Raw genomic sequence first — 24,689 nt, 5'->3', positions numbered from 1 at the left:
TTTAGGAGACCATATGACGGTCAATGTTGCTGAATCTCAATCTACACATCCTGCGTTTCAGCTGATCCGTCAGCATCATGTAGATGCTTTGGATATCAATGTTTTTGAATATCGTCATCATGTAACAGGTGCAATGCACTATCATTTAGCCAGTGAACATGACGAAAATGTATTTTTAGTGGCTTTTCGTACACAACCTATGGATTCTAAAGGTGCTGCCCATATTTTAGAGCATACGGCTTTATGTGGTTCTAAGCGTTTTCCTGTGCGTGATCCGTTCTTTTTAATGATCCGCCGTTCATTAAATACGTTTATGAATGCATTTACGGCAGCAGATTGGACAGCCTATCCATTTGCAACTCAAAATAAAAAAGACTTCCAAAATCTTCTTTCTGTTTATTTAGATGCTGCGTTTGCAGCTAACTTAAATCCACTTGATTTTGCACAAGAAGGGATTCGGGTTGAGTTAGAAAATAACAAGCCTGTATTTAAAGGCGTGGTTTTTAATGAGATGAAAGGAGCGATGAGTTCGCCATCAGATCAGTTATACCATCAACTTGCAACGCATTTATTTCCAGAAACCACATATCACTATAATTCAGGTGGTGATCCCAAAGATATTCCTGATTTAACTTACGAACAACTGACAGAATTTTATAAAACACATTACCACCCAAGTAATGCGGTCTTTATGACATTTGGTAATGAGCTTGTATATAATTTGCATGAGCAATTTGAAACTCAAGCTCTCAGCGGTTTTGAAAAAGGAACGACTATTTATTCAAAACCAGAAAAACGTTTAACTGCACCTGTTGATGTGGTTGAGTCTTATGCAGTGGATAGTCAAGAACTCAAAAATAAAACGTATCATGTGCTTTCTTGGTTATTGCCACAATCGAGTGATATTAAATTGCGTTTGGGCATGCGTTTAGCAGAAGGAATTTTACTTGAAGATTCATCATCGCCATTACGCCATTATTTAGAAACCTGTGGTTATGCAGATTCCACAGGTCCATTTATGGGTGTAGATGACAGTAATTTTGAGATGTCATTCTTCTGTGGTATTCAAGGTTCTGACCTTGAGCATGCTGAAATCTTTAAAACAGGTGTGATGGATGTTTTAAAAGATGTGGCATCTAAACCTGCCGATCCACAACTTGTTGATTCAATTTTACATCAAATTGAATTGCATCAGCGGGAAGTAAATGGTGATGGCACGCCGTACGGTTTAAGTTTAATTTTAAGCGGTATGGGCAGTGCAATCCATCATAGTGACCCTGTTGATGTATGGGATGTAGATGCTGCAATTAATTTAGTTAAAGAAGAGCTAAAAGACCCAATGTGGCTGCCATCTTTAATTCAAACTTATTTAATTGATAATCCACATCGTGTGTTATTGACCCTTGTACCCGATGCGCAAAAGTCAGAACAGGATCAGGCATTAGAGCAAGCGCGTTTGGATGAGTTGGATAAAACACTCACAGCTGAACAGCGTGTGCAGATTGTAGAGCAAACCAAAGCATTACAACAACGCCAAGAAACTGCCGATGATTTAAGTTTACTGCCTAAAGTAGGTTTAGAAGATATTCCTGCTGATATCCATATTGTAAATGGTGAAGAGACGACACTTCATATTAACCAGCAAGCCCATCCATTTCATGTCTATCATGCAGGCACAAATGGGTTGTATTACCAACAGGTGATTGTTGAAATTCCAAATCAAGTGGTGCAGTCGCCGTATTTTAATTTACTCAGTGTTTTAATGGGTGAAGTGGGCGCGGGTCAATACGATTATTTAGAGTTACAACAAATCCAAACTGCGGTAAGCGGTGGTTTAGGCATGGGCGCATCATTACGTAGTGCACTCAATGATAAAAACCAAATTAGTGCATTTCTAACTTTAACCACCAAAGCCTTGGTTGATAAAAAAGATGCTATTGAATTATTAAAGTTGGCATTTGAACAACTTCGCTTTGATGAAAAAAGCCGTATTATTGAGTTATTACAACAACGTAAAACAGCTTGGCAAGCGCGCGTAACAGGTGCAGGGCATAGTTATGCCATGCAAACTGCAACACGTAACATGAGTGCACTTGCAACCCGCGATTACTTTAATACAGGTTTAGGTGCATTAAATTGGTTATCTGAATTGATTACCAAAATTGAAAAAGATGAGGGCGAATATCAAGCTTTTATTGATGAGTTACAAGCCATTCATCAGCTTCTATTACAGGCACCAAAACAATTTTTATTGGTATGTGAAGAGCAACAAACGCAAGTATTAACGCAAGCCGTTGCACAAGTGTGGCAAAACATTGAAGTATCAACTCATCAACCACAACTTCAAACTTTTGAACGTATACAAAGTACAGGCAATGAAGCATGGCTTGCACAAACCAACGTACAATTTTGTGCAACGGCTTATCCTGCTGTAGAGTCAAGTCATCCCGATGCTGCACCTTTGATGGTACTTGCAGGTTACTTACGCAATGGCTTTTTACATAGTGCCTTGCGTGAAAAGGGTGGTGCTTATGGCGGTGGTGCAACTTACGATGGTAATGCCTGTGCCTTTAAGTTCTTTAGCTACCGAGATCCACGTTTAACAGAAACCTTTGCAGATTTCGAAGCGAGTTTAGTGTGGTTGAATCAAGATATTCACCAAGAATATCAGCTTGAAGAAGCAATTTTAGGTTTAATTGCCTCTATGGATAAACCAGGTTCGCCAGCAGGAGAAGCGATTACAGCATGTTATAGTAAGTTACACGAACGTACTGCAGAATTTCGTGCAACGTTACGTGCTCGTATTTTAGCGGTCACCTTTGATGATTTAAGACGTGTTGCAGCACAATATTTAGTCCCTGAACATGCTGTAAAAGCGGTGGTTGCACCGTTTAGTAAACGTGAACAGTTACAAGAACTTAGTTTTAAAATTCAGCAGTTAAATTAGTTGGTAAAATTAATGGTATATGTAAAATATTTACCTATGCTTGGATGTGTGTTGTTGTGTTCTTCTGCATTTGCAGAAAGCACAACAGTGTTTAATCCAAGTAGTGCACAAGCATGTTTAGGGGTTGAAAATGATGCAGATCGTTTACGCTGTTATGATGAATATTTTCATGTAAAAAAAGCAACGCCTAAAGAAGATTTACTTTACTCAAGCGAGAAACCTATAGCAGAGTCTCTGCTTGATAGCCGTTGGGAACTCTCAGAAAACAGTAAGTTAGGCACATGGAATGTTCGCAGTTACAAACCGATTTATATGTTTCCTGCGTTTTGGACAAGTAAAAAGAATGAACGTCCGAGTAGTCCAAATCCACAGAATACAGTGACTGAAGATCAAAATTTAGATTCAACAGAATTTAAATTCCAACTTTCGCTCAAAACAAAAGCTTGGGAAAACATTTTTGGTGACAATGGTGATTTGTGGTTGGGATATACACAATCCTCGCGTTGGCAAGTATTGAACTCTGAAGAGTCACGACCATTCCGTGAAACAAATTATGAACCAGAAGCTAGCTTGGTGTTTAGAACAAACTATAATTTGTTGGGTTTAGATGGACGTATGTTAGGTGTAACGCTAAATCATCAATCTAATGGACGATCTGATCCGTTTTCGCGGAGTTGGAACCGTGTGATGCTTAATGTTGGTTTAGAGCGTGATAATTTCGCGATTATGCTCAGACCTTGGTATCGTATTCCTGAGTCTGATAAAAATGACAATAACCCTGATATTGAAAATTATATTGGACGTGGTGATTTAACGGCATTTTATCGGTGGAATAATCAAGATTTCTCATTGATGTTACGTCATTCATTACGTTCTGGTGATAAATCACATGGTGCAGTACAGTTTGATTGGACATTCCCAATTACACAAAAACTTCGTGGGCAGTTCCAGTACTTTAATGGCTATGGTGAAAGTTTAATTGATTATAACCATCGTGCAAATTATGTGGGATTAGGAATCTCTTTGATGGATTGGTTCTAAAAATGAATGAAGCCACATATATGTGGCTTTTTTATAGATTAAAAAATAAACAATTAAGAAAAAATAAATAATTAAATCCGATTTAGTTTTGTAATTTTGTGTAAATTTATTTAGAATCCGCGCTTGTTTTTTTAATTTTTCTACAATTCAAGAGCGACAAATGAAATATATTTTGTTAGTAGTGTTGTTGATCTCCCCAGCTTTAGTAACTGCCAAAAATAATAACATTGATGATTTAATCCGTGATGTGGGTTATGAATCTAACCAAAGGACGGCAAAAACGATAGAAAAAATTATTACTCCAGCAGGGAGTCATTGGAAAATTGCATGTAAACGTGATCGTTTTGATGATACTAAAATTTGTAAAATGATTTCTAAAGAACTACAAGTGAGTTTGATACAAGGACAATTAGGTGTATTGGTAGGACGTCGTCATGCTTCTAATTCTAAAAGTGCCATTAAAATTGATAACAATAAAACTTTATATGGTGCAGAGGGTGTTTTCTCGGATGCGACTCAAATTATTTATCAAATGAAAAAAGGACGCACGGTATATACACGTTTTTATGAGTTAAACAAAGAAAATAATAAAGATGACGAAATTAGTTTAGATGGTTTTACAGAACGATTTGAAAAAATGAAATCGATTTACGACCAACTGTAAATATACCAAATAGTTACAAAAACGAGCATTTGCTCGTTTTTTTTTGGTTATATTAAAATAAAGATATAAAAACAAGGGAAACTAATGTCTAGTAAGCTATACGAACAAGCAAAATACTTTTTTCCTAATTTAAAAGATGTGCCACTTCCAAGTGACTTAACAGAATTTGATACGTTTTTTGATTGGATGAATACCAATAATGCTAATTTACAAGCATTGGTTTTTGAAGAGTTCTATGAAAATAAAATTGACCAATGCACGACATTAGTAGATGCAGGAATTGATGTTGTTGCGTTGCAAAATCAAATTGATCAAACAATTGAACGCATCAATAGTGAGTATTCAAGTGCAGATAATATGGACGATTATGAAGGTGATATTTTAGATATTGAGGATCGCCACTATGATGCATTTTTTGACCAAATTCAACGTGCCGCAGAAGAAAAAGAGCTAACGACATTGGTTGTTTCGGGTGAAAATCCACATTGGATGGTGGTCAAAGATGACCAAGAAGCCGTTGTAAATTTAATTGATGCATTTAATGAAAACTTTAAAGACTCAAGTTTAGAACTCAGTGAAGTAGAATAAAAAAAGCAGGCATTAAGCCTGCTTTTTAGTTTATCTTAAGAAACGGTGATAACCTAAGTTATTGGTAATTTCCTCATAAGGATAATTAATACCATCTAAAGTATTAGTTGGCGAGTGTGTAGATTGTAAACCAACCAACACACGTCCTTCGGCAGCACCATGGTTACGATAATGGAATAGGCTAATATTGTGTTCGTGACCCAAATTTTCCAAGAAAGTTAAAAGTGCCCCCGGGCGTTCTGGAAACTCTACACGGAATAAACGCTCATCTTCTAAAGATGCATGACCACCAATCAAATAACGAATATGTAACTTCGCTACCTCATCGTCAGATAAATCATCTACATCATAATTATGTTTTAAAATATCGTAAATTTCTTGGCGCTCAGCTTCACCACCTTTTAAGCTAATCCCTACAAAGACTTGTGCTGCACTGTTTGTACTATAACGATAGTTAAATTCGGTGATATTACGTCCTTGTAATGCACGGCAGAAATTCAAAAATGCGCCTTTTTGTTCAGGAATCGTCACTGCATAAATTGCTTCACGACGTTCGCCTAATTCTGTACGTTCGGCAATATAGCGTAAACGATCAAAATTCATGTTGGCACCACACACAATAGACACAATATTTTTATCTTTGATACCGTGTTGTTGCACAAACTTTTTAATGCCTGCCAATGCCATTGCGCCCGATGGCTCTACAATACTACGTGTTTCGTCAAAGGTATCTTTGACAGCTGCACAGATTTCATCTGTATTCACTAAAACCACTTCGGGTTCAATCAACAGCTTTGAACCATCTGATTTTGGGTGCGTTAGAATCTTAAATGGTAGTTCACCAATTTGCGCAACCGCCGTACCATCTGCAAATAGCCCCACATGAGACAATTTAACACGCTCATTGGCTTCTAATGCGGCTTTAAGACAAGCAGATTCATCATACTCAACAGCAACAATTTTAACGTGGGGCGCAACTTCAGCAAAATACGCCGCAATACCCGAAATTAAACCACCGCCACCAACAGCTACAAAGATGTAGTCGACCTCACGCCATTGACGATGAATTTCGTTGGCAATTGTTCCTTGTCCTGCAATTACAAGCTCATCATCAAAAGGGGGAACAAACGTTAGACCGTCTTCTTGGGCGCGCTTTTGTGCGTATTGATTGGTTATATCAAAAGAATCGCCATGTAATACGACTTGCCCACCTAGGCGTTTAACCGCTTGAACTTTAATGTCTGGTGTTGTCGTTGGCATAACAATAATGGCAGGAATACCAAGTTTTTGTCCTGAAAGTGCAACACCTTGTGCGTGGTTACCTGCCGATGCACAAATGACACCACGAGCTAACTTCTCTTTAGACAATTGACTAATTCGGTTGTAAGCCCCGCGCAATTTAAAAGAAAAGACAGGTTGTAAGTCTTCGCGTTTAAAACGAATGTTATTATGAATTCTTTGACTAATTCGTGGTGCTGCTTCGAGAGGAGATTCTATGGCAACGTCGTAGACCGTTGCTTGTAAAATTTGTCTGACCAAGCGAAACAACATGATGGTTATCTTCCATTTAACAGTTTAAAATAAAACGAGATCGTACCCTCGATTTCTCAATTTAGGCTCAAAGCTTGCCTAAAATCAAGTAAAACTGTAAAAACGAGTAATTTTTTATGAGCTTATATGCAAGCCAAGACGAAAAAAAACAAGCTGCAGCCCAAGCAGCGTTAGCACATTTACCTAAAGGCGGTATATTAGGTGTAGGCACAGGCAGTACGGTTAATTTCTTAATTGACTTATTGCCTCAATTACAGTTAGAGGGTGCTGTGGCAAGCTCTGAAGCAACGGCGCAGCGTTTAAAAAAGCTAGGCATTGATGTGATTGATATGAACCATGTTGGTGGTTTAGATGCTTACGTTGATGGTGCAGATGAAATTGATCGTCATTTACATATGATTAAGGGCGGCGGTGCTGCACTGACGCGTGAAAAAATTGTGGCGTCAATTGCGCAAAAATTTGTGTGTATTGTGGATGACTCAAAATGGGTAGATCAACTTGGACACGATTTTCCACTTCCAATTGAAGTAATTCCAATGGCACGCTCTGCTGTGGCACGTAAAATTGTGGCACTAGGTGGCGATCCTGCTTACCGTGAAGGTGTTGTAACCGATAATGGTAATGTGATTTTAGATGTACATAATCTTAATATTTTAGATGCGTTAGAACTTGAACGTATAATTAACGATATTCCAGGTGTTGTAACCAACGGTATCTTTGCAATCAATAAAGCAGATATTGCAGTGGTTGCGACAAATAATGGTATTGAAACACGTTTTGCAGATTAAAATTATAGAACACGCACGCGCTAAACGATTGCGCTTGCGTGTGATCTCCGCATCGAATGCACGTTTAACTGTACCAAAAGGGTGTGGTAAAGCCCAAATTGATGCATTTTTAAAAGAAAGTACGCCGTGGCTTGAGCAAATGTGTCAGACGTTTCCTCAACATGGTTTTCCGACACATCTCACTTTATTTGATGTTGATGTGCCATTAAGCATTCGGCTAGTTCAGCAAAAAAAACAGTTTGATTTGCAAGATAATCAACTCTTTTTAAATGAACAGTGTCCTGAAATAGCGCTTAAAGCATTTGTACTTACTTATGCCAAAGACAAGCTTCCATCTTTTTTTGCACAAGTGGCACAGCAAACACAATTGAGTTATACACATCTTCAAATACGTTATGTTAAAAGCCGTTGGGGGAGTTGTAACCAACAGCATAAAATTATGCTCAATGCATTATTAGTGACATTACCACCTGAAGTCGTGCGTTATGTATGTGTGCATGAGCTTGCCCATACAGTACATTTTAACCATAGTGTTGAATTTTGGCATCTTGTAGAACAGTATCACCCACAATGGAAAAAAGAACGGCAATACCTTAAGGGGTATTTGTATCCGATGTGGTTTTATTAAAAATTATTTGGAAAAGTGTGACTTCATCGTCATACTAAGTAACTTAAATTTAAATTGAGGTAACAAAAGTGATTTCTGTTGCAATTGTCGGTGGTACAGGCTACACAGGGGTAGAGCTTCTTAGAATTTTATTGCAACATCCTCGTGCTCAAGTGCGTGTATTAACGTCACGAACAGAAGCAGGCAAGCCTGTGGCACAGATGTTTCCAAGTTTGCGTGGGCAAACCGATCTTAAATTTTCAGATTTAAATATTGATGAATTAAAACAGTGTGATGTGGTGTTTTTTGCAACACCTCATGGCGTTGCGATGAAGTACGCATCAGAACTAACGCAAGCAGGGACAAAAGTAATTGATCTTGCTGCTGATTTTCGTTTACAAAACCTTCAACAGTTTGAAAAATGGTATGGCATGGCACATACGTGTCCTGACATACTTACAAAAGCGATTTATGGTTTATCTGAGTTAAATCGCGAACAGATTAAACAAGCACAGGTTGTAGGGAATCCTGGTTGCTATCCAACCACCGTGCAATTAGGTTTAGCACCTGTACTTAAAAATAAATTGATTGTACCGCAAAGCATTATTGTAGATGCAAAATCTGGTGTATCTGGTGCAGGTAAAAAAGCCAGTATGGGGTTGTTGTTTAGTGAAAACTCAGACAATTTTAAAGCATATGGGGTAAATGGTCATCGCCATCAACCTGAAATTGTAGAGGCTTTAGAGCACATTTCGGGGAAAAAAGAGGTTTTTGATCATTTGGTATTTGTACCTCATTTAGTACCCATGATTCGCGGGATGCTAAGTACCATTTATGTTGATTTAAACGCTGCAGGTGATGAAGTAGATTTACAAGCGCTCTATGAGCAGTTTTATGAAAATGAATACTTTGTTGATGTGATGCCTGAAAATAGCTTGCCAGAAACGCGTAGTGTACGTGGCGCAAATCATTTACGAATTGCACTGTATAAACCACAGCCGAAAAAATTAGTGATTGTGGTGGTACAAGATAATTTAGTGAAAGGTGCCGCAGGACAAGCCGTTCAGAATATGAATATTATGTTTGGGTGTGAGGAGCATGCAGGACTCACAGGAATTGCATTATTGCCTTAAATTTGAGCACAAAAGATGACAGATAAGAAAAAAGACAATGCGCCAAAATCTAAAAAGTTTGGTGCAAGTAAATATTTATTACTTGGTAGCACTGTTTTGCTTTGTGGTGGTATGTTTTTAGGTTATTCAGTGGGACATCGCCAAGGTTTAACTGCAGCAGGCTATGCAGCCGATGCAGCAGAGTTGATGGAAGTGGTACAAACGCAAAAAGATACCCTTGCGACACTCAATAAAAATCTGAATATGGCAATTCAAGAGCGTGATATTTCCATCAGTAATGTCAATAACTTGAACCGCAGTTTAACTGAAACGAAAGCAGATTTAGGTATTGTACAAACCCAAAGTTTGATTTATCGAGAAATTTTACGTCAACGTGGGGGCGTGAGCTTAACTGTACAAAATCTAGGTATTCGTCCATTGCCTGAAAATGCGTATGAATATCAAATTGATTTATTGCAAGTAAGCCCATCGCAACGCCGTGTTTCAGGCAATGTAGAGCTTCGTTTAATCCGTGGTGAAGATATTTTAGTGGTTCCTATGGAAACCAAAGCCTTTAGTTTTGATAACTTTGAACGCTTAACAGGGCGTTGGACAATGCCAAAAGGTTTTGTCCCACAGTTTATAGAAGTACGTTTAAGCGGTGGCGTGTCTGAAACAAAACGTTTTAGTTGGCTACGTGGTAAAGAAATTGAAAGTTCTGCACGTTATGCTTCGGAAGTTCCGCAAGCAACCCCAAAAACTCAGTGAAAGTAAAGTATGCGTGGTCTAAAGAAAAAATTAGCGTTAAATGATATTAAAGCCTCGTTTGAAAAAACAGGCTTAGTCGATTGGCATTTAGAGACATCAGTTTATGCCACTACAACAAAAGAGCCAGAAGGGGATTTGGCAGTACAAACAGCTCCCCCTCAACTGCAACGTCCACCCATGTATATTGTATTTTTAATGAACGATGACTATACCCCAATGGACTTTGTTATCGAAATTTTACAACAATACTTTGCAATGAACCTTGACCAAGCAACTGAAGTAATGCTAACAGTACATTATGAAGGAAAAGGAATTGCTGGGGTCTATCCGCGAGACATTGCAGAAACCAAAGCAAACCAAATTAATAATTTTGCTCGCTCACAAGGTCATCCGTTACTTTGTCAGATTGAGCCAAAACAATAAGGGGGTTGTATGCTCAGTCGCCAATTAGAAGTATCGTTACGCTTGGCTGTTAGCATGGCTCGACAAAAGAGACATGAGTTTTTGACGGTTGAACATTTACTCCTTGCGTTGCTTGATAATGACTCAGCCGTAAACGCATTAAAAGCGTGTGGCGCAAATGTGACTGTTCTACGTCAAGAGCTTGAGGAATATGTTGAGCAACATACACCAAAACTTGGTGAAAACAGCGAACAAGCACCACATCCAACAGAAAGTTTTGATCGGATTTTACAGCGTGCCATTTTCCATGTGCAATCAAGCGGTGGAGATCGCCCTGTTGAAGGTGCAGATGTATTAGTGGCAATGTATTCAGAGCGTGACGCGTTTGCGGTATATGTACTTAAACGTCATCAAATTAACCGTTTAACGTTGACACAGTATTTATCGCATGGTGGGCGTAATGAAGAAACGATCAGTGAAGATAGTGAAGAGGTCGATGCTGATACGCCACGTTCTGACAGTCCCTTTGAGCTTTATACACTGAATTTAAACCAGCAAGCGGCAAAAGGTAAAACTGATCCGCTAATTGGGCGTGAAAAAGAAATCGAACGTGCCGCGCAAATTTTATGTCGTCGACGCAAGAATAATCCACTTTTAGTGGGTGACCCTGGTGTGGGAAAAACATCAATTGCTGAAGGTTTGGCATGGTTAATTGTCAACAACAAAGCACCTGAGCCATTGGCTGATGCAGAAATTTATAGCCTTGACATTGGTGCTTTAGTTGCAGGTACAAAATATCGTGGCGATTTTGAAAAGCGTCTCAAACAATTATTGAATGCACTTAAAAAGAACCCGAATGCCATTTTATTCATTGATGAAATTCATATGATTATTGGGGCAGGTTCCAGTATGGGCAGTACAATGGATGCGTCAAATTTAATTAAGCCTGCGCTTGCAAATGGTACGTTACGTTGTATTGGTTCTACCACATTCCAAGAATATCGCCAAGTGTTTGAAAAAGATCATGCACTTTCGCGACGTTTCCAAAAAATTGACGTTAATGAACCAAGTTTAAGTGAAACAATTGATATTTTGCGTGGTTTAAAATCAAAGTTTGAAGAATTCCATCATGTTAAATATGATGATCAAGCATTGATTTCTGCAGTTGAATTATCTGCGAAATATATAAATGATCGCTTTTTACCAGACAAAGCCATTGATGTGATTGATGAGGCAGGTGCACAACGCCGTTTAAAAGCCTCAGATGATCCTCAGATTACGGTTGAAAATATTGAAGATATTGTGTCAAAAATTGCACGCATTCCACCTAAAACTGTATCTAAAGATGATAAATCTGTGTTGCAGTATTTAGAGCGGGATTTAAAACGTGTGGTTTTTGGTCAAGACGAAGCGATTACTGCGCTTGCTTCTGCCATTAAATTGTCTCGAGCAGGGCTTAAGTCGCCTGATAAACCTGTGGGGAGCTTTGTATTTGCAGGACCAACAGGGGTAGGTAAAACAGAAGTCACTAAACAGCTTGCTAAATTGTTGGGTGTTGAGCTTTTACGTTTTGATATGTCTGAATATATGGAGCGTCATGCTGTATCACGTTTAATTGGTGCACCTCCAGGTTATGTTGGATTTGATCAAGGTGGTTTGTTAACCGATGCTGTTCACAAAAATCCGCATTGTGTTTTGTTATTAGATGAAATTGAAAAAGCACATCCTGATGTTTTTAATTTACTTTTACAGATTATGGATCATGGTGCTTTAACAGATAATAACGGACGTAAATCAGATTTTCGTAATGTTATTTTGGTTTTAACAACCAATATTGGCGCAGAAAGTATCTCACGTACCAGTATTGGGTTTACCGAGCAAGATAACAGTAATGATAATCAAGATGCGATGAAAAAAGCCTTTTCACCAGAGTTTCGTAATCGCTTAGACAGTACCATTCAGTTTAAAGCCCTACCAACTACAGTGATTGATTCGGTTGTGGATAAATTCTTAACAGAATTACAAGCCCAACTTGATGATAAGAAAGTGGTATTAGACGTAGACCAAGATGCGCGTGATTGGCTTGCAACAAATGGCTATGATCGTTTGATGGGCGCACGTCCAATGCAACGTCTCATTCAAGAACATCTAAAAAAACCACTTGCTGAGATGATTTTATTTGGTGATCTTGTGCATGGTGGTAATGTGGCAGTAACCGTGAAAAAAGAGCAGGATAAAACAACAGGGTTGTTGTTATCTGTTTTTGAAGATCAAACAGCAGAACCTGTTTAATCGATCAACGTCCGTATACTATACGGACGTGTTTTATAAGGATATAAAATGAATTATGTTGTTTTGGCGCAGCCAGAGGACTTAGAGCCAGTTGCACAATTATTTAATGCATATCGTATTTTTTACAAACAGCCTTCTGATCTTGATGCTGCAACACAATTTATTCAAAATCGTTTGCACCAACAAGATTCCAAAATTTTTATTTATAAAAAAGATAATCAAATTTTTGGATTTACGCAGTTATATCCGACGTATTCATCTATTTCTATGAAACATGCGTGGATTTTAAATGATTTATATGTAGATGAACAGCATCGTCAACAGGGTATTGCAGAAGCATTGATGCAACATGCCATCGAATTTGCACAACATACAAAAGCGGCTTATATCGCGTTAGAAACCTGTAAGACGAATCTAAAAGCACAAGCTTTATACAAAAAACTAGGCTTTGTTGCGTCTACAGATATGTTATTTTTAAGTTTAACTTTATAAGCGTCAGTTATTTGGAAAAAGTATGATTCATGATGTTATTGAACTCTTAGAAACTATTGTTTTAGAAAAAAAAGAATGTACACCAATTACATTCGAAAGTGGTGATGTACTCAAAGTTTTAGAAGAATATCACGATAGAATTTTAGTCAGTACTGATGCAAATTTTACCTTTACCTTAGCTAAAAAAGATGAAGGCATACGTTGGAAAAAGCTTTGATCTTGACATCATTTTAACGAAACTCTATGTTAGCCATCTTTTTGTAAAGAAACGATGATCATGGCAGAGAGTTTTGTTTACTGTCCACCTGTAAGCCCATTGAATGTATTATACGAAGATGATGATTTTATTGTAGTTGATAAAACAGCAGGTTTACTGTCTGTTCCGGGGCGTTTACCACAACACCAAGACAGTGCTTATTTAAGAATTTTAAAACAATATCCTCAAGCAAAAGTAACGCATCGTTTAGATATGGCAACATCAGGCATTTTACTGTTTGCCAAACACCGAGATGCAGAAGTGGCAATGAGCAAAATTTTTCAGGCTCGTACAGTCAAAAAACAATATATTGCACTGGTAGATGGAAAATCTCCAATGCAAACTCATATAGATGTACCCTTGATTACAGATTGGCCAAATCGCCCCAAACAAAAAGTGGATTTTGAAGAAGGGAAAAAAGCGCAAACAAATTTGTCTTTATTAGAGTTTGATGCGCAACTGAATATCTCGCGTGTAAGCTTAGAACCAATTACAGGTAGATCGCATCAATTACGTGTACACCTTATGCATATTGGTCATCCAATTATGGGGGATAAGTTGTATCATCCACACCCACAAAAGTTCTCACTTGACCGTATGGCATTACATGCAAATCAATTAGAATTTGTTCATCCTTTCACCAAAAAAGAAATACATATAAAAAGTATGCCTTTATTTTAAATAGTGGATTGTCGCTTCATATTTTATGGCTTATGATAAGTATATAAATTAAAAAAAAGGAGAAAGATATGAAAGCGGCTGTTGTAAACAAAGAGCATATTGTTGATATTGTTGATAAAAATATAAGAGAATTAAAGTATGGTGAAGCACTCCTTAAAATGGAATACTGTGGTGTTTGCCATACAGACTTGCATGTTAAGAACGGACATTATGGCGATAAAACTGGTGTAACGCTTGGGCATGAAGGAATTGGAGTTGTTACACAAGTAGGCGAAGGTGTTTCTTCTTTAAAAGTGGGTGATCGAGCAAGTGTTGCTTGGTTTTTTGAAGGATGTGGACACTGTGAATATTGTATTACAGGTAGAGAAACATTTTGTCGTGAAGTGAAAAATGCTGGCTACACTGTAGATGGTGGTATGGCAGAAGAATGTATTGTGGTTGCAGATTATGCTGTAAAAGTGCCCGAGGGGTTAGACCCTGCGGCTGCAAGTAGTATTACTTGTGCAGGTGTAACTACTTATAAGGCGATTAAGGTCTCAAATGTACAAGCAGGACAATGGGTTGCAATTTATGGGATGGGCGGTTTAGGTAACCTTGCGTTGCAATATGCCAAAAATGTTTTTAATGCCAAAGTAATTGCGATTGATGTGAACGATGCTCAGCTTGATTTTGCCAAAGAGCTTGGCGCTGATGTTGTAATTAATCCTTCAACACAAGATACACAGCAACTTATTATGCAACATACTAAAAATGGTGCACATGCCGCAGTTGTGACTGCTGTAGCAAAAGCAGCTTTTAACTCAGCTGTTGACTGTGTAAGAGCTGGTGCGCGTGTTGTTGCGGTTGGTTTACCACCTGAAGCGATGAGTTTAAATATCCCGCGTTTAGTACTTGATGGTATTGAAGTGGTAGGTTCTTTGGTTGGTACACGCAAAGATTTACAAGAAGCATTTCAGTTCGCGCTTGAAGGTAAAGTAGTACCAACTGTCAAAAAACGTTCTTTAAAAGAGATTAACTCAATTTTTTCTGAAATGGAGCAAGGAAAAATTAAAGGCAGAATGGTTATTGATTTTAATGCATAAAAAATATGCCTCTGATTAAAGAGGCATATTTATTTAAATTTGGTGATTTGAATCTATATTTTTTGTTTCTTTAATACAAATAAAAGCAATTAAACTAATGAAGGAAGCAACAATTAAGTAATAACCGACTGCGCCAATCCCATAATTGGTAGCAAGTTTAGTTGCGATTAAAGGAGCAAAAGAAGCCCCTATAATACCTGCTAAGTTAAATGTAAGTGCAGAACCTGTGTAACGTACTGAAGTTGGGAAAATTTCAGATAAAATAGTACCAATAGGACCATAAGATAACCCCATTACAGACATACCAAGACATAAAAATAACGTAACTGAAATTGGATTGTCTGCAACAAAAAATTGTCCGAAAAATAAACCAAATACAATAATGATTAAGCAAATAGCAATAGAGGTAATCTTGCGTCCAAACTTTTCTGCAAGTAAAGCGGAAACAGGAATGAAAATACCAAAACAAACGGTTGCAATCAGTTGCATCTGTAAAAATTCAGTACGTGAATATCCTAAAGATGTTGTTCCCCAATTAAGTGCAAATACAGTCACCAAGTAAAATAATACAAACGTACATACTGCACCTAATGTGCCCAAAACTAATGCGCTAACATGTTTTGTTACCACTTCTTTAAGGGGTACATTGGCTTCTTTTTGTTTGTTGAGTACACGTTTAAATGCAGGCGTTTCATGTAGTTTTAAACGGATATAAAGCCCTAAAATGACTAATAAAGAACTTGCAATAAAAGGAATGCGCCATCCCCATGCTAAAAAGTCTTCATTAGACATGACTGCACCTAAGCCTAAAAAAATGCTAGAGGCAAAGATAAAGCCAATTGGCGCACCAAGTTGTGGAAACATACCATACCAAGCACGTTTTCCTTCGGGAGCATTTTCAGTTGCAAGTAATACAGCGCCACTCCATTCGCCACCTAAACCTAAGCCTTGACCTAAACGGCATAATGCAAGCAATAGTGGTGCAAAAATACCAATTTGGGCATAACTAGGCAATAAACCAATACATACAGTTGAAATGCCCATCAAAAGTAATGCTGCAACAAGTGTGGTTTTACGTCCTACACGGTCGCCTAAGTGTCCAAAAACGGCAGCGCCTACAGGGCGGGCAATAAACGCAATGGCAAACGTTGCAAGTGATTGCAATGTTGCTGCACCACTACTGCTTGCAGGGAAAAACAAGTGTGGAAAAACTAAGACGGCAGCAGTTGCATAAATATAAAAATCAAAAAACTCGATTGTTGTACCCACTAGACTTGCAAGTAATACGCGCACTTTTGAATTGGTTGGGGCTTGTGCTTCTGTTGAAGCGGCTGAATACTCCATGATAGACCATACACTTTTTTGAACTGTTAGAGGTATTGCTGTTGTTTCACTTTGGGTAGTCGTTTCACAAGTCGCAGTGTGTATTGAAGATGAGGCTTAAAGGGATAAAAAAGCCAAAACTCAATTTAAGGAGAGGGGTTAACAATTAATAACAATTTTAAATGGAAGAAGCAAGAGAAATTAGGCAAAAAAATACACGCCAACGTTGGCGTGTATATGTTTAATAATAATTAAAGACCAGGAATGGCTTCTACTGCCTTCTTAATACGAGCAAGTGCATCAACTAATACATCATCTGCTGTTGCATAAGAAATACGCATATAACCGCCTAAACCAAATGCATCGCCTGGTACAACGGCAACACCTGTTTCTTCAAGTAACCATGCAGAAAATTCTGTGCAAGAGTTTAAACCTTTGGCACGAATGACAGGACGAATATTGGCATAAGCATAAAATGCACCATCAGCAGGTAAGCAGCTAATTCCTTTAATGTCGTTTAAGCCCGCAACTACAAGGTCATGACGGCGTTCAAACGCTTCAATCATTGGTTTTAGTACATCTTGTGAGCCATTAAGTGCAGCTTCAGCAGCAACTTGTGAGATTGACGTCGGGTTAGATGTTGATTGTGATTGAATTTTTTTCATTGCACCAATCAATTTTGCAGGACCTGCTGCATAACCTATACGCCAGCCTGTCATTGCATATGCTTTTGAAACGCCATTTAACACAATGGTACGGTCATATAAATCAGGTGCAACGGTTGCAATATTGTAAAACTCATCATCCCAACGAATTGGTTCGTACATATCATCTGATGCAACAAATACATTTGGATGACGACGTAACACCTCTGCTAATGCTTCAAGCTCAGCTTTAGAGTAAATCATTCCTGTTGGGTTTGATGGACTATTCAGTACAACTAAACGAGTTTTTTCTGTAATAGCTGCTTCTAGTTGTTCTGGTGTAATTTTGAAGCGTTGTTCTTCGCCACATTCAACAATGACAGGTTGACCTTCAGCAATAATCACCATATCTGGATAACTTACCCAATACGGTGCAGGAATAATCACTTCATCGCCTTTATTAAGTAAAGCAAGTGCAAGGTTAAAAAATGATTGCTTACCACCACATGAAACTAAAATTTGGTTAGGTTGGTAGTCTAAATTGTTATCACGTTTTAATTTTGCAATAATTGCTTTTTTAAGACTTGGTGTACCATCTACTGCCGTGTATTTGGTAAAGCCTTTATTAATGGCATCAATCGCAGCATCTTTAATGTGTTGTGGGGTATCAAAATCTGGTTCACCTGCACCTAAACCAATTACATTTTTGCCTGCAGCTTTAAGTTCTGCAGCTTTATTGGTAACAGCAAGAGTAGGAGATGGTTTGATTGCATTTACACGATCTGAAAGACGTACATCCACGATATGATTCCTTTTTAGTGGGTTACATGTGCGTTTATCTTAGCCTGAAAAAATTCACCATGTAAGATGCTATGTAAGAAAAAACTCGTTATTCTTGTGTAAAACGCTTAAAATACGTTAAACGTGGTCAGTTAGATATTTTTTATGAGCAAAGCTAAAGTTTCTGTCAAGCTTCCTTTTCCTGTTGCTTCTACTCAAGCACAAGGTGAAGAGGATACTGCACACAATCAAGTACGCCCGAAACCACAGCAGTATGCAGATCGTACATGGATGCCACCTCGTGGTACACGCCGTTCGATGGGTAAACGCTAACGTCTCTTTGGAGGCGTTTTTTATGGATTAAAATTCATCAACCATCCCGATTAATTTTTTGAATTAACAAAACATAAGGCTATTTCCTCTCTCAAATATTAAATGATTGTTAAGACAAACAATTCTATTATTACCAAGTTTAATCATATTTTTATACCCTGCTTCAAATTTTGATTCTAAAATTAATTTTTAGGTTGAAGCCTGTTATTTATAATGAAGTAGAGCCAGACAAAATTTTGCTTTTTTAAGCAAGATTGAGTCTATTTGCAAGTAAACGTCGCTTGAATAATTTAAAAAAAGACCAATATAAATAACTTAAATAATCATAAATAGTGAGAGCCGAGTGAGCGAACAACCTTTTGACCTTGTTACCGATTATCAGCCAGCGGGAGATCAGCCACAAGCGATTGATAAGCTTGTGACAGGTGTTGAAAAGGGCTTAAAAAATCAGTTGTTATTAGGCGTAACAGGCTCGGGTAAAACCTATACCATGGCAAATGTGATTGCCAAGTTACAACGTCCAACTGTGATTATGGCACATAATAAAACCCTTGCTGCACAGCTCTATGGCGAGTTTAAATCCTTTTTTCCCAATAATGCCGTTGAATATTTTGTCAGTTATTACGATTACTATCAGCCAGAAGCTTATGTACCATCGTCTGATACGTTCATTGAAAAAGATTCAGCAATTAATGACCATATTGACCAAATGCGATTATCGGCAACGCGTTCATTATTAGAACGCCGTGATGCCATTATTATTGCGTCTGTATCGGCAATTTATGGTTTGGGTGATCCCGAGTCATATATGAAAATGCTCTTACATGTGGTTGAGGGCGACCGTGTTAGCCGTGATGATTTAATTCGCCGTTTGGTAGAAATGCAATATGTCCGCAATGATTTAGAATTTGCGCGTGGTACTTATCGTATTCGTGGTGAAATTATTGATATTTACCCTGCTGAATCTGAACAACAAGCCATTCGTATTGAATTGTTTGATGATGAGGTCGATTCCATTCGTTGGTTTGACCCGCTCACAGGTAAAATGTTACGCAAAGCACCTCGTGTGACGATTTATCCAAAAAGCCACTATGTAACGCCAAAAGACAGTTTACAGCGTGCGATAGGAACCATTCGTGAAGAACTGGTAACGCAGGTTGATCATTTTAAAACAGAGAATAAACTGTTAGAAGCACAGCGTATCGAACAACGCACCCGTTATGATTTGGAAATGATGCAACAATTGGGTTATACCAACGGTATTGAAAACTATTCGCGTCATTTATCGGGGCGTGAACCTGGTGCAGCACCACCAACGTTATTTGATTATATTCCTGATGATGCGTTGTTAATTTTGGATGAGTCACATGTGACTGTACCGCAAATTGGTGCAATGTATAAGGGTGACCGTTCGCGTAAAGAAAACTTAGTTAATTATGGTTTTCGTTTACCAAGTGCGTTAGATAACCGCCCAATGAAGTTTGAAGAATGGGAACGCATTATTCCAACTACCCTTTATGTGAGTGCAACACCTGCACGTTATGAACTTGAGCATGCCGAGCAAGTGGTAGAGCAGGTGGTACGTCCAACAGGGTTGATTGATCCTGAAATTGAGGTACGTCCTGTACTCACACAAGTAGATGATGTGCTGTCTGAAATTAATTTACGTAAAGACATCAACGAACGTGTTTTGGTGACTACATTAACCAAACGTATGGCAGAGGATTTAACGTCATATCTTAAAGAGTACGGTATCAAAGTGGCTTATCTGCATTCGGATATTGATACGGTTGAACGTGTAAAAATCATTCACGATTTGCGTACAGGTATTTATGACGTATTAGTCGGGATTAACTTACTGCGTGAAGGTCTAGATATGCCTGAGGTATCTTTGGTTGCTATTTTAGATGCAGATAAAGAAGGCTTTTTACGTTCTGAGCGTTCACTTATTCAGACTATTGGACGTGCAGCACGTAATGTAAAAGGTAAAGCGATTTTGTATGGCGATACCATTACCGACTCAATGCGTAAAGCGATTGATGAAACGGATCGTCGCCGTGAAAAGCAAATTGAATTTAACCAAAAGCATGGTATTACACCAAGAAGTGCAGTACGTAAAACCATCAAAGAAATTGATACAGGTGAGGTGATTGAAGACACGCCAATTGTAGAGGAAAGCGTGACTAAACTGAGTGCAGATGATCAGCATTTGGTGGCAAATCCTAAATTATTGGTGAAACATATTGCTAAGCTTGAAAAAGAAATGATGAAAGCTTCAAAAGAACTCCAATTTGAACAGGCGGCACAGTTACGTGATGAGGTATTACGTTTTAAATCGTATTTAATTACATAACGTAATTGTCTTTTGTAGAGCGCATCGTTAAGTTAGACCTATACAATAAAATAGGAAAAAAACGATGCGTAAACGCACGCTTTTACTTGCAGCACTTGCTGTTGTACCGTTGGTGGGTTGCATGGCTAAAACCACCTCAACAGTCAGTGCTGTACCGCAAGTACAGTTAGATCGATATTTAGGTACATGGTACGAAATTGCACGTAAACCCATGTACTTTCAAAAGAAATGTGCCAAAAATGTAACGGCAAACTATGCTTTAAATAAAGATGGCACAATTGCTGTTACTAACCGCTGTATAACACATGAAGGCAAAGAAGATACTGCACATGGGCAGGCATTTTCGACAAATCCGCCTCAAAATAGTCAACTTAAAGTGAGTTTTTTACCACAAGCCATACGTTGGTTACCTGTTGGGCGTGGTGATTATTGGATTTTAAAGTTAGATACCAATTATCAGGTGGCATTGGTAGGTGATCCAAAGCGTAAATATTTGTGGGTTTTATCACGCACCCCACATATCTCGGCAGATACATGGCAAGAGTATCGCAATTATGCCAAACAAATTGGCTATGACATCTCTGATTTAAATTTAACCCCACAAGACTAATTGGCATAAGCATTGCTTTTTATACAAAAACAACAGGTAAAACGAGTTGAAGTATGAAAAGCAGTGTATTACCAGAAGATGAATTTTTAGGAACAACGCGTAGTTTTGCCTATGGGTTACAGCATGTTTTAACCATGTACGGGGGTATTGTTGCACCGCCATTGATTGTGGGGGCTGCTATTCATTTGTCTACGCCACAAATTGGATTGTTAATTACAGCATCTTTATTTGTAGGTGGGCTTGCAACATTATTACAAACACTCGGAATTCGCTTTTTTGGTGCAAAATTGCCATTGGTGCAGGGCGTTTCCTTTGCAGGTGTTAGTAGTATGATTGCCATTGGCACAGGTGTGGGCGGTGGTACAGTTGGTTTTCAGACGATTTTAGGTGCTGTGATTGGCAGTGCAGTTATTGGATTATTGATTGCACCGTTATTTTCTAAAATTCTGCGGTTTTTTCCGCCTGTGGTAACAGGCTGTATTATTACCATTATTGGGGTGTCTTTGTTACCTGTTGCATTACATTGGATTATTGGTGGGCAAACAGGTGCACCAAGTCAGCATAATTTAATTCTTGCCAGCTTTACGCTTGTGGTTTTACTTTTTTTAAGCAAACTGAAAGTAGAGAGCTGTAAGCGTTTAGCCGTATTAATGTCTATTATCGTAGGGACATTGCTTGCTTACTTTCTAGGGTGGTGTGATTTCTCAAAGGTCGCACAGGGCGATATTTTGGCATTGCCAAGTATTTTAGCCTTTGGAGCACCTATTTTTAGCCTCCCCGCAATTGTGGTGATGTTGGTTGTAACCATTGTAACGCTAACAGAAACCACAGCCGATATTTTGGCAGTTGGTGAAATTGTAGGTACAGAAATAACCCCGCAACGTATTGCAAATGGCTTACGTGCAGATATGTTGTCGTCTACAGTTGCACCATTTTTTGGCACGTTTATGCAAAGTGCATTTGCACAAAATGTAGGACTTGTGGCGATTACAGGCATTAAAAGTCGTTATGTGGTGGCAGCAGGTGGCATCATTTTGGTGATACTTGGTATGTTTCCAATTATGGGGCGTTTTGTTGCGGCAATTCCATCTGCGGTATTAGGGGGTGCAGGGCTGATTTTATTTGGTTCTGTGGCAGCCAGTGGTATTCGTACACTGAGCCAAGTGGATTATCAAAATCAGAATAATTTGATTATTATTGCGTTATCTTTAACCGCAGGAATCATTCCTATGGTCAGCCCTGAATTTTTTACCGAATTCCCAAAATGGGTACAAATTTTATGTCATTCAGGGATTAGTACCACATGTATTACGGCATTGGTTTTAAATATCTTTTTTAATCATATTGGTAAGTCTCAAGCTGTGTCAAAAGGCGTTGCATAAGTAGTTGTGCTGCTCTAGAAAGTTGTCTTTTAGGGGCCGTACATAGTGCTAAAACAAGTGGGCGAATAGCCTGATCTTTAAGAGGGGAAAATAAAAGTTTCCCTTTTTTATGGGCGGTATAAACATCTAAATAACTTAAAATCGCAATATCAGTTTGGCGTTTTAATAGATTGGTCATGAGGTTGATGTCTGAGCAATACGTTTTATATTGCGGAACAAAATCACGTTTTTTATAAAATGAAGCAACACGATCTGCAATCACAAGTGGGGCTATACCAATTAAATGCCGTGTTTCTTGAGTTTGAGAAAGGCTAATGGTTGTATTTGCAAGTGCATGTTGTGGTGAATACGCAAAGCCTAAAGGCACTTCTACAAAAGATAAAACACTCAATTGACGGTGCTCGGACGGGTCAAGCACAATGCCAAAATCGAGATCTAACGCCGTAATTTTTTGTGTAATGGCATCGCTTGTATCAATTACAATTTCTAGGGTAATCCACGGATATTCTTGCTGAAATTGATTGATTTCTTCTACGATGAGGTCTTGGTTTAAAGCAGTAATGAGTCCAAATTTAATGGTGCCACGTTGTAAGCCTTGTATCTCATCAAATCGAACACGCGTTTGTTGAAATTCTTTTTGCCATTTAAGCAAGTCCGCATATAGCAATTCACCTGCAAGCGTCATTTTAAGCCCTGTGGGCATCCTCTCAAATAATTGTACGCCGAGTTGTTCTTCGGCTAAGGCAATTTGACGATGTACCGCAGAAACTGAAATAAACAGTTGGTCTGCAGCTTTGCGTAAATTTCCTGTTTTAGCAACCATCAAAAAATATTCAGAAAAACGTGAAAAAGGTAGGCTCATCGTACTAAAAATTAGAACACTTTGTTAAAATCATTATAATAGACAGAATGTAATTTTGATAGCAAGATTAAAAAAACATCAAGATAGACGCAAAAAATGACGTATCTTCCTAAAAATTGTACTTTTACTTCTGAAGATTGGACACGCCTTGCACAGTATTGGTATCCAATTGCACGCGTGCAAGACATTGTAGAAAAACCATTAAAAGCTGTATTGTTAGATGAACAGCTTGTGGTCTATCAAGCTGAAGGGCAAATTGTAGTTGCAAAAGATGTTTGTCCACATCGTGGTGTGCCGTTAAGTTTAGGAACTTGTGATAAACAAGGCGTGATTTGCCCTTATCATGGTTTGCGTTTTGGGCAACAAGGAAAATGTAACCGTGTGCCATCAAGCCCAGAGCAACCGATTGCCAGTAAACTTAATTTGTTTACTTACCCAACAATTCAAAAATATGGGCTAGTTTGGACGTGTTTAGCACAAGATACCACGCAAGATGTGCCACATATGCCGATGTGGGATCAAGCAGATACTCAAAAAATTACCTGTCCACCTGTTGATATTGCAGGGTTTGCAGGTAGACAAGTTGAAGGCTTTTTAGATGTTGCTCATTTTGCATGGATACATAGCGGTACGTTTGCAGACCCTGATAATCAGTTTGTGGCAGATTATACGCCTAAAGAAACACCGTATGGGTTTGAGGCAGACTATTGGAGTACGGTAGGCAATTATCCTGCAAGTGAAAATTTTAAAGGCACACCTGATTTTAAATGGTTACGCCATTTTGAATTACACGTGCCGTTTACTGCCACGCTCACCATTCATTTTCGTAACCAAGGCAAAATGGTGATTATGAATGCCGCTTGTCCTGTGTCTGCTAAGCAAACACGTCTTTTTGCTCCTGTGGTCAAAAACTTCGATTTAGATGATAGTGAGCAAGACATTATTGACTACAACATCAAAATTTTTGAAGAAGATCGTTTGATGGTTGAAACGCAAAAACCCGAATGTTTGCCATTAGATTTATCTTTAGAAGCGCATATTCCTGCTGACCGAAGCTCAATTATGTTTAGACGCTGTTTAAAAAAAGCAGGGTTTAGTGAATTCTTTTTGGTGTAACAAGGAGAAAAAATC

Annotated in this window: 23 protein-coding genes; 19 read left to right on the top strand and 4 right to left on the bottom strand. The window is 38.4% G+C overall.

The features are described 5' to 3' along the window. Positions 1 to 13 precede the first annotated feature (13 nt). The 4 genes from PCI70_RS07470 (at position 14) to PCI70_RS07455 (ending at position 5,240) form a co-directional block, all read left to right on the top strand. A complete protein-coding gene (locus PCI70_RS07470) occupies positions 14 to 2,947 on the top strand; it encodes an insulinase family protein (protein WP_269914701.1) in 2,934 nt (977 codons plus the stop codon). 36 nt (positions 2,948 to 2,983) lie between these two features. Next, positions 2,984 to 3,988, top strand: a complete 1,005-nt coding sequence (locus PCI70_RS07465; RefSeq protein ID WP_442865175.1) for a phospholipase A — start codon at positions 2,984 to 2,986, stop codon at positions 3,986 to 3,988. 160 nt (positions 3,989 to 4,148) lie between these two features. Beyond that, positions 4,149 to 4,652, top strand: coding sequence for a hypothetical protein (locus tag PCI70_RS07460; protein ID WP_269914699.1), 504 nt, complete (start codon positions 4,149 to 4,151; stop codon positions 4,650 to 4,652). 84 nt (positions 4,653 to 4,736) lie between these two features. After that, positions 4,737 to 5,240, top strand: a complete 504-nt coding sequence (locus tag PCI70_RS07455; protein WP_269914698.1) for a hypothetical protein — start codon at positions 4,737 to 4,739, stop codon at positions 5,238 to 5,240. Positions 5,241 to 5,270: 30 nt separating this feature from the next. Here the strand turns inward: PCI70_RS07455 and ilvA are convergent, their stop codons facing one another. Then, the gene (gene ilvA, locus PCI70_RS07450) at positions 5,271 to 6,791 is read right to left on the bottom strand and encodes a threonine ammonia-lyase, biosynthetic (protein ID WP_269914697.1); all 1,521 of its coding nucleotides are present in this window, start codon (positions 6,789 to 6,791) and stop codon (positions 5,271 to 5,273) included. Between the two features lie 116 nt (positions 6,792 to 6,907). On the opposite strand from ilvA, the gene rpiA reads away from it, so the two are divergent. The 10 genes from rpiA to adhP all read left to right on the top strand — a co-directional run bounded on the left by rpiA (position 6,908) and on the right by adhP (position 15,271). Then, the gene (rpiA, locus tag PCI70_RS07445) at positions 6,908 to 7,579 is read left to right on the top strand and encodes a ribose-5-phosphate isomerase RpiA (protein WP_269914696.1); all 672 of its coding nucleotides are present in this window, start codon (positions 6,908 to 6,910) and stop codon (positions 7,577 to 7,579) included. Then, the gene (locus PCI70_RS07440; protein ID WP_269914695.1) at positions 7,569 to 8,207 is read left to right on the top strand and encodes a M48 family metallopeptidase; all 639 of its coding nucleotides are present in this window, start codon (positions 7,569 to 7,571) and stop codon (positions 8,205 to 8,207) included. Before rpiA ends, PCI70_RS07440 begins: the two co-directional genes overlap by 11 nt. Before the next feature lie 68 nt (positions 8,208 to 8,275). Then, positions 8,276 to 9,319 (top strand): N-acetyl-gamma-glutamyl-phosphate reductase, encoded by a 1,044-nt coding sequence (gene argC / locus PCI70_RS07435; protein WP_269914694.1) that lies wholly within the window; start codon positions 8,276 to 8,278, stop codon positions 9,317 to 9,319. A 15-nt stretch (positions 9,320 to 9,334) separates the two neighbouring features. Then, on the top strand, positions 9,335 to 10,066 hold the full coding sequence (locus tag PCI70_RS07430; RefSeq protein WP_269914693.1) for a DUF6776 family protein: 732 nt from the start codon (positions 9,335 to 9,337) through the stop codon (positions 10,064 to 10,066). Between the two features lie 9 nt (positions 10,067 to 10,075). After that, the gene (gene clpS, locus PCI70_RS07425) at positions 10,076 to 10,489 is read left to right on the top strand and encodes an ATP-dependent Clp protease adapter ClpS (protein ID WP_269914692.1); all 414 of its coding nucleotides are present in this window, start codon (positions 10,076 to 10,078) and stop codon (positions 10,487 to 10,489) included. A 9-nt stretch (positions 10,490 to 10,498) separates the two neighbouring features. After that, positions 10,499 to 12,760, top strand: coding sequence for an ATP-dependent Clp protease ATP-binding subunit ClpA (gene clpA / locus PCI70_RS07420; protein ID WP_269914691.1), 2,262 nt, complete (start codon positions 10,499 to 10,501; stop codon positions 12,758 to 12,760). Between the two features lie 48 nt (positions 12,761 to 12,808). Then, entirely contained in the window at positions 12,809 to 13,252 is a 444-nt protein-coding gene (locus PCI70_RS07415) for a GNAT family N-acetyltransferase (protein ID WP_269914690.1), read from the top strand. Positions 13,253 to 13,274: 22 nt separating this feature from the next. Next, entirely contained in the window at positions 13,275 to 13,469 is a 195-nt protein-coding gene (locus tag PCI70_RS07410; RefSeq protein ID WP_269914689.1) for a hypothetical protein, read from the top strand. Between the two features lie 54 nt (positions 13,470 to 13,523). Continuing rightward, a complete protein-coding gene (locus PCI70_RS07405; RefSeq protein WP_269914688.1) occupies positions 13,524 to 14,189 on the top strand; it encodes a pseudouridine synthase in 666 nt (221 codons plus the stop codon). A gap of 68 nt (positions 14,190 to 14,257) precedes the next feature. Further along, the gene (adhP, locus tag PCI70_RS07400) at positions 14,258 to 15,271 is read left to right on the top strand and encodes an alcohol dehydrogenase AdhP (protein WP_269914687.1); all 1,014 of its coding nucleotides are present in this window, start codon (positions 14,258 to 14,260) and stop codon (positions 15,269 to 15,271) included. A 33-nt stretch (positions 15,272 to 15,304) separates the two neighbouring features. Here the strand turns inward: adhP and PCI70_RS07395 are convergent, their stop codons facing one another. Further along, entirely contained in the window at positions 15,305 to 16,615 is a 1,311-nt protein-coding gene (locus PCI70_RS07395; protein ID WP_269914686.1) for an MFS transporter, read from the bottom strand. A 230-nt stretch (positions 16,616 to 16,845) separates the two neighbouring features. After that, positions 16,846 to 18,039, bottom strand: a complete 1,194-nt coding sequence (locus tag PCI70_RS07390) for a pyridoxal phosphate-dependent aminotransferase (protein ID WP_269914685.1) — start codon at positions 18,037 to 18,039, stop codon at positions 16,846 to 16,848. Positions 18,040 to 18,183: 144 nt separating this feature from the next. Between PCI70_RS07390 and PCI70_RS07385 the strand changes: the two genes are divergently transcribed. The 4 genes from PCI70_RS07385 (at position 18,184) to PCI70_RS07370 (ending at position 22,696) form a co-directional block, all read left to right on the top strand. Continuing rightward, positions 18,184 to 18,351 (top strand): hypothetical protein, encoded by a 168-nt coding sequence (locus PCI70_RS07385; protein WP_269914684.1) that lies wholly within the window; start codon positions 18,184 to 18,186, stop codon positions 18,349 to 18,351. Positions 18,352 to 18,694: 343 nt separating this feature from the next. Continuing rightward, entirely contained in the window at positions 18,695 to 20,704 is a 2,010-nt protein-coding gene (uvrB, locus tag PCI70_RS07380; protein WP_269914683.1) for an excinuclease ABC subunit UvrB, read from the top strand. A 64-nt stretch (positions 20,705 to 20,768) separates the two neighbouring features. After that, on the top strand, positions 20,769 to 21,314 hold the full coding sequence (locus PCI70_RS07375; RefSeq protein ID WP_442865168.1) for a lipocalin family protein: 546 nt from the start codon (positions 20,769 to 20,771) through the stop codon (positions 21,312 to 21,314). Positions 21,315 to 21,367: 53 nt separating this feature from the next. After that, on the top strand, positions 21,368 to 22,696 hold the full coding sequence (locus tag PCI70_RS07370; RefSeq protein ID WP_269914682.1) for a nucleobase:cation symporter-2 family protein: 1,329 nt from the start codon (positions 21,368 to 21,370) through the stop codon (positions 22,694 to 22,696). On the opposite strand, the gene PCI70_RS07365 is transcribed toward PCI70_RS07370, so the two are convergent. Beyond that, on the bottom strand, positions 22,650 to 23,558 hold the full coding sequence (locus PCI70_RS07365) for a LysR family transcriptional regulator (protein WP_269914681.1): 909 nt from the start codon (positions 23,556 to 23,558) through the stop codon (positions 22,650 to 22,652). The two genes, PCI70_RS07370 and PCI70_RS07365, sit on opposite strands and share 47 nt — an antisense overlap. 96 nt (positions 23,559 to 23,654) lie before the next feature. On the opposite strand from PCI70_RS07365, the gene PCI70_RS07360 reads away from it, so the two are divergent. Further along, entirely contained in the window at positions 23,655 to 24,674 is a 1,020-nt protein-coding gene (locus PCI70_RS07360; RefSeq protein WP_269914680.1) for an aromatic ring-hydroxylating oxygenase subunit alpha, read from the top strand. The last annotated feature ends 15 nt before the right edge of the window (positions 24,675 to 24,689 follow it).

The sequence above is a fragment of the Acinetobacter sp. HY1485 genome (assembly GCF_027568475.1).
Taxonomy (GTDB): Bacteria; Pseudomonadota; Gammaproteobacteria; order Pseudomonadales; family Moraxellaceae; genus Acinetobacter.
The sequence above is the reverse complement of the archived record's forward strand: the minus strand, read 5'-3'. Positions and strand labels throughout refer to the sequence as shown.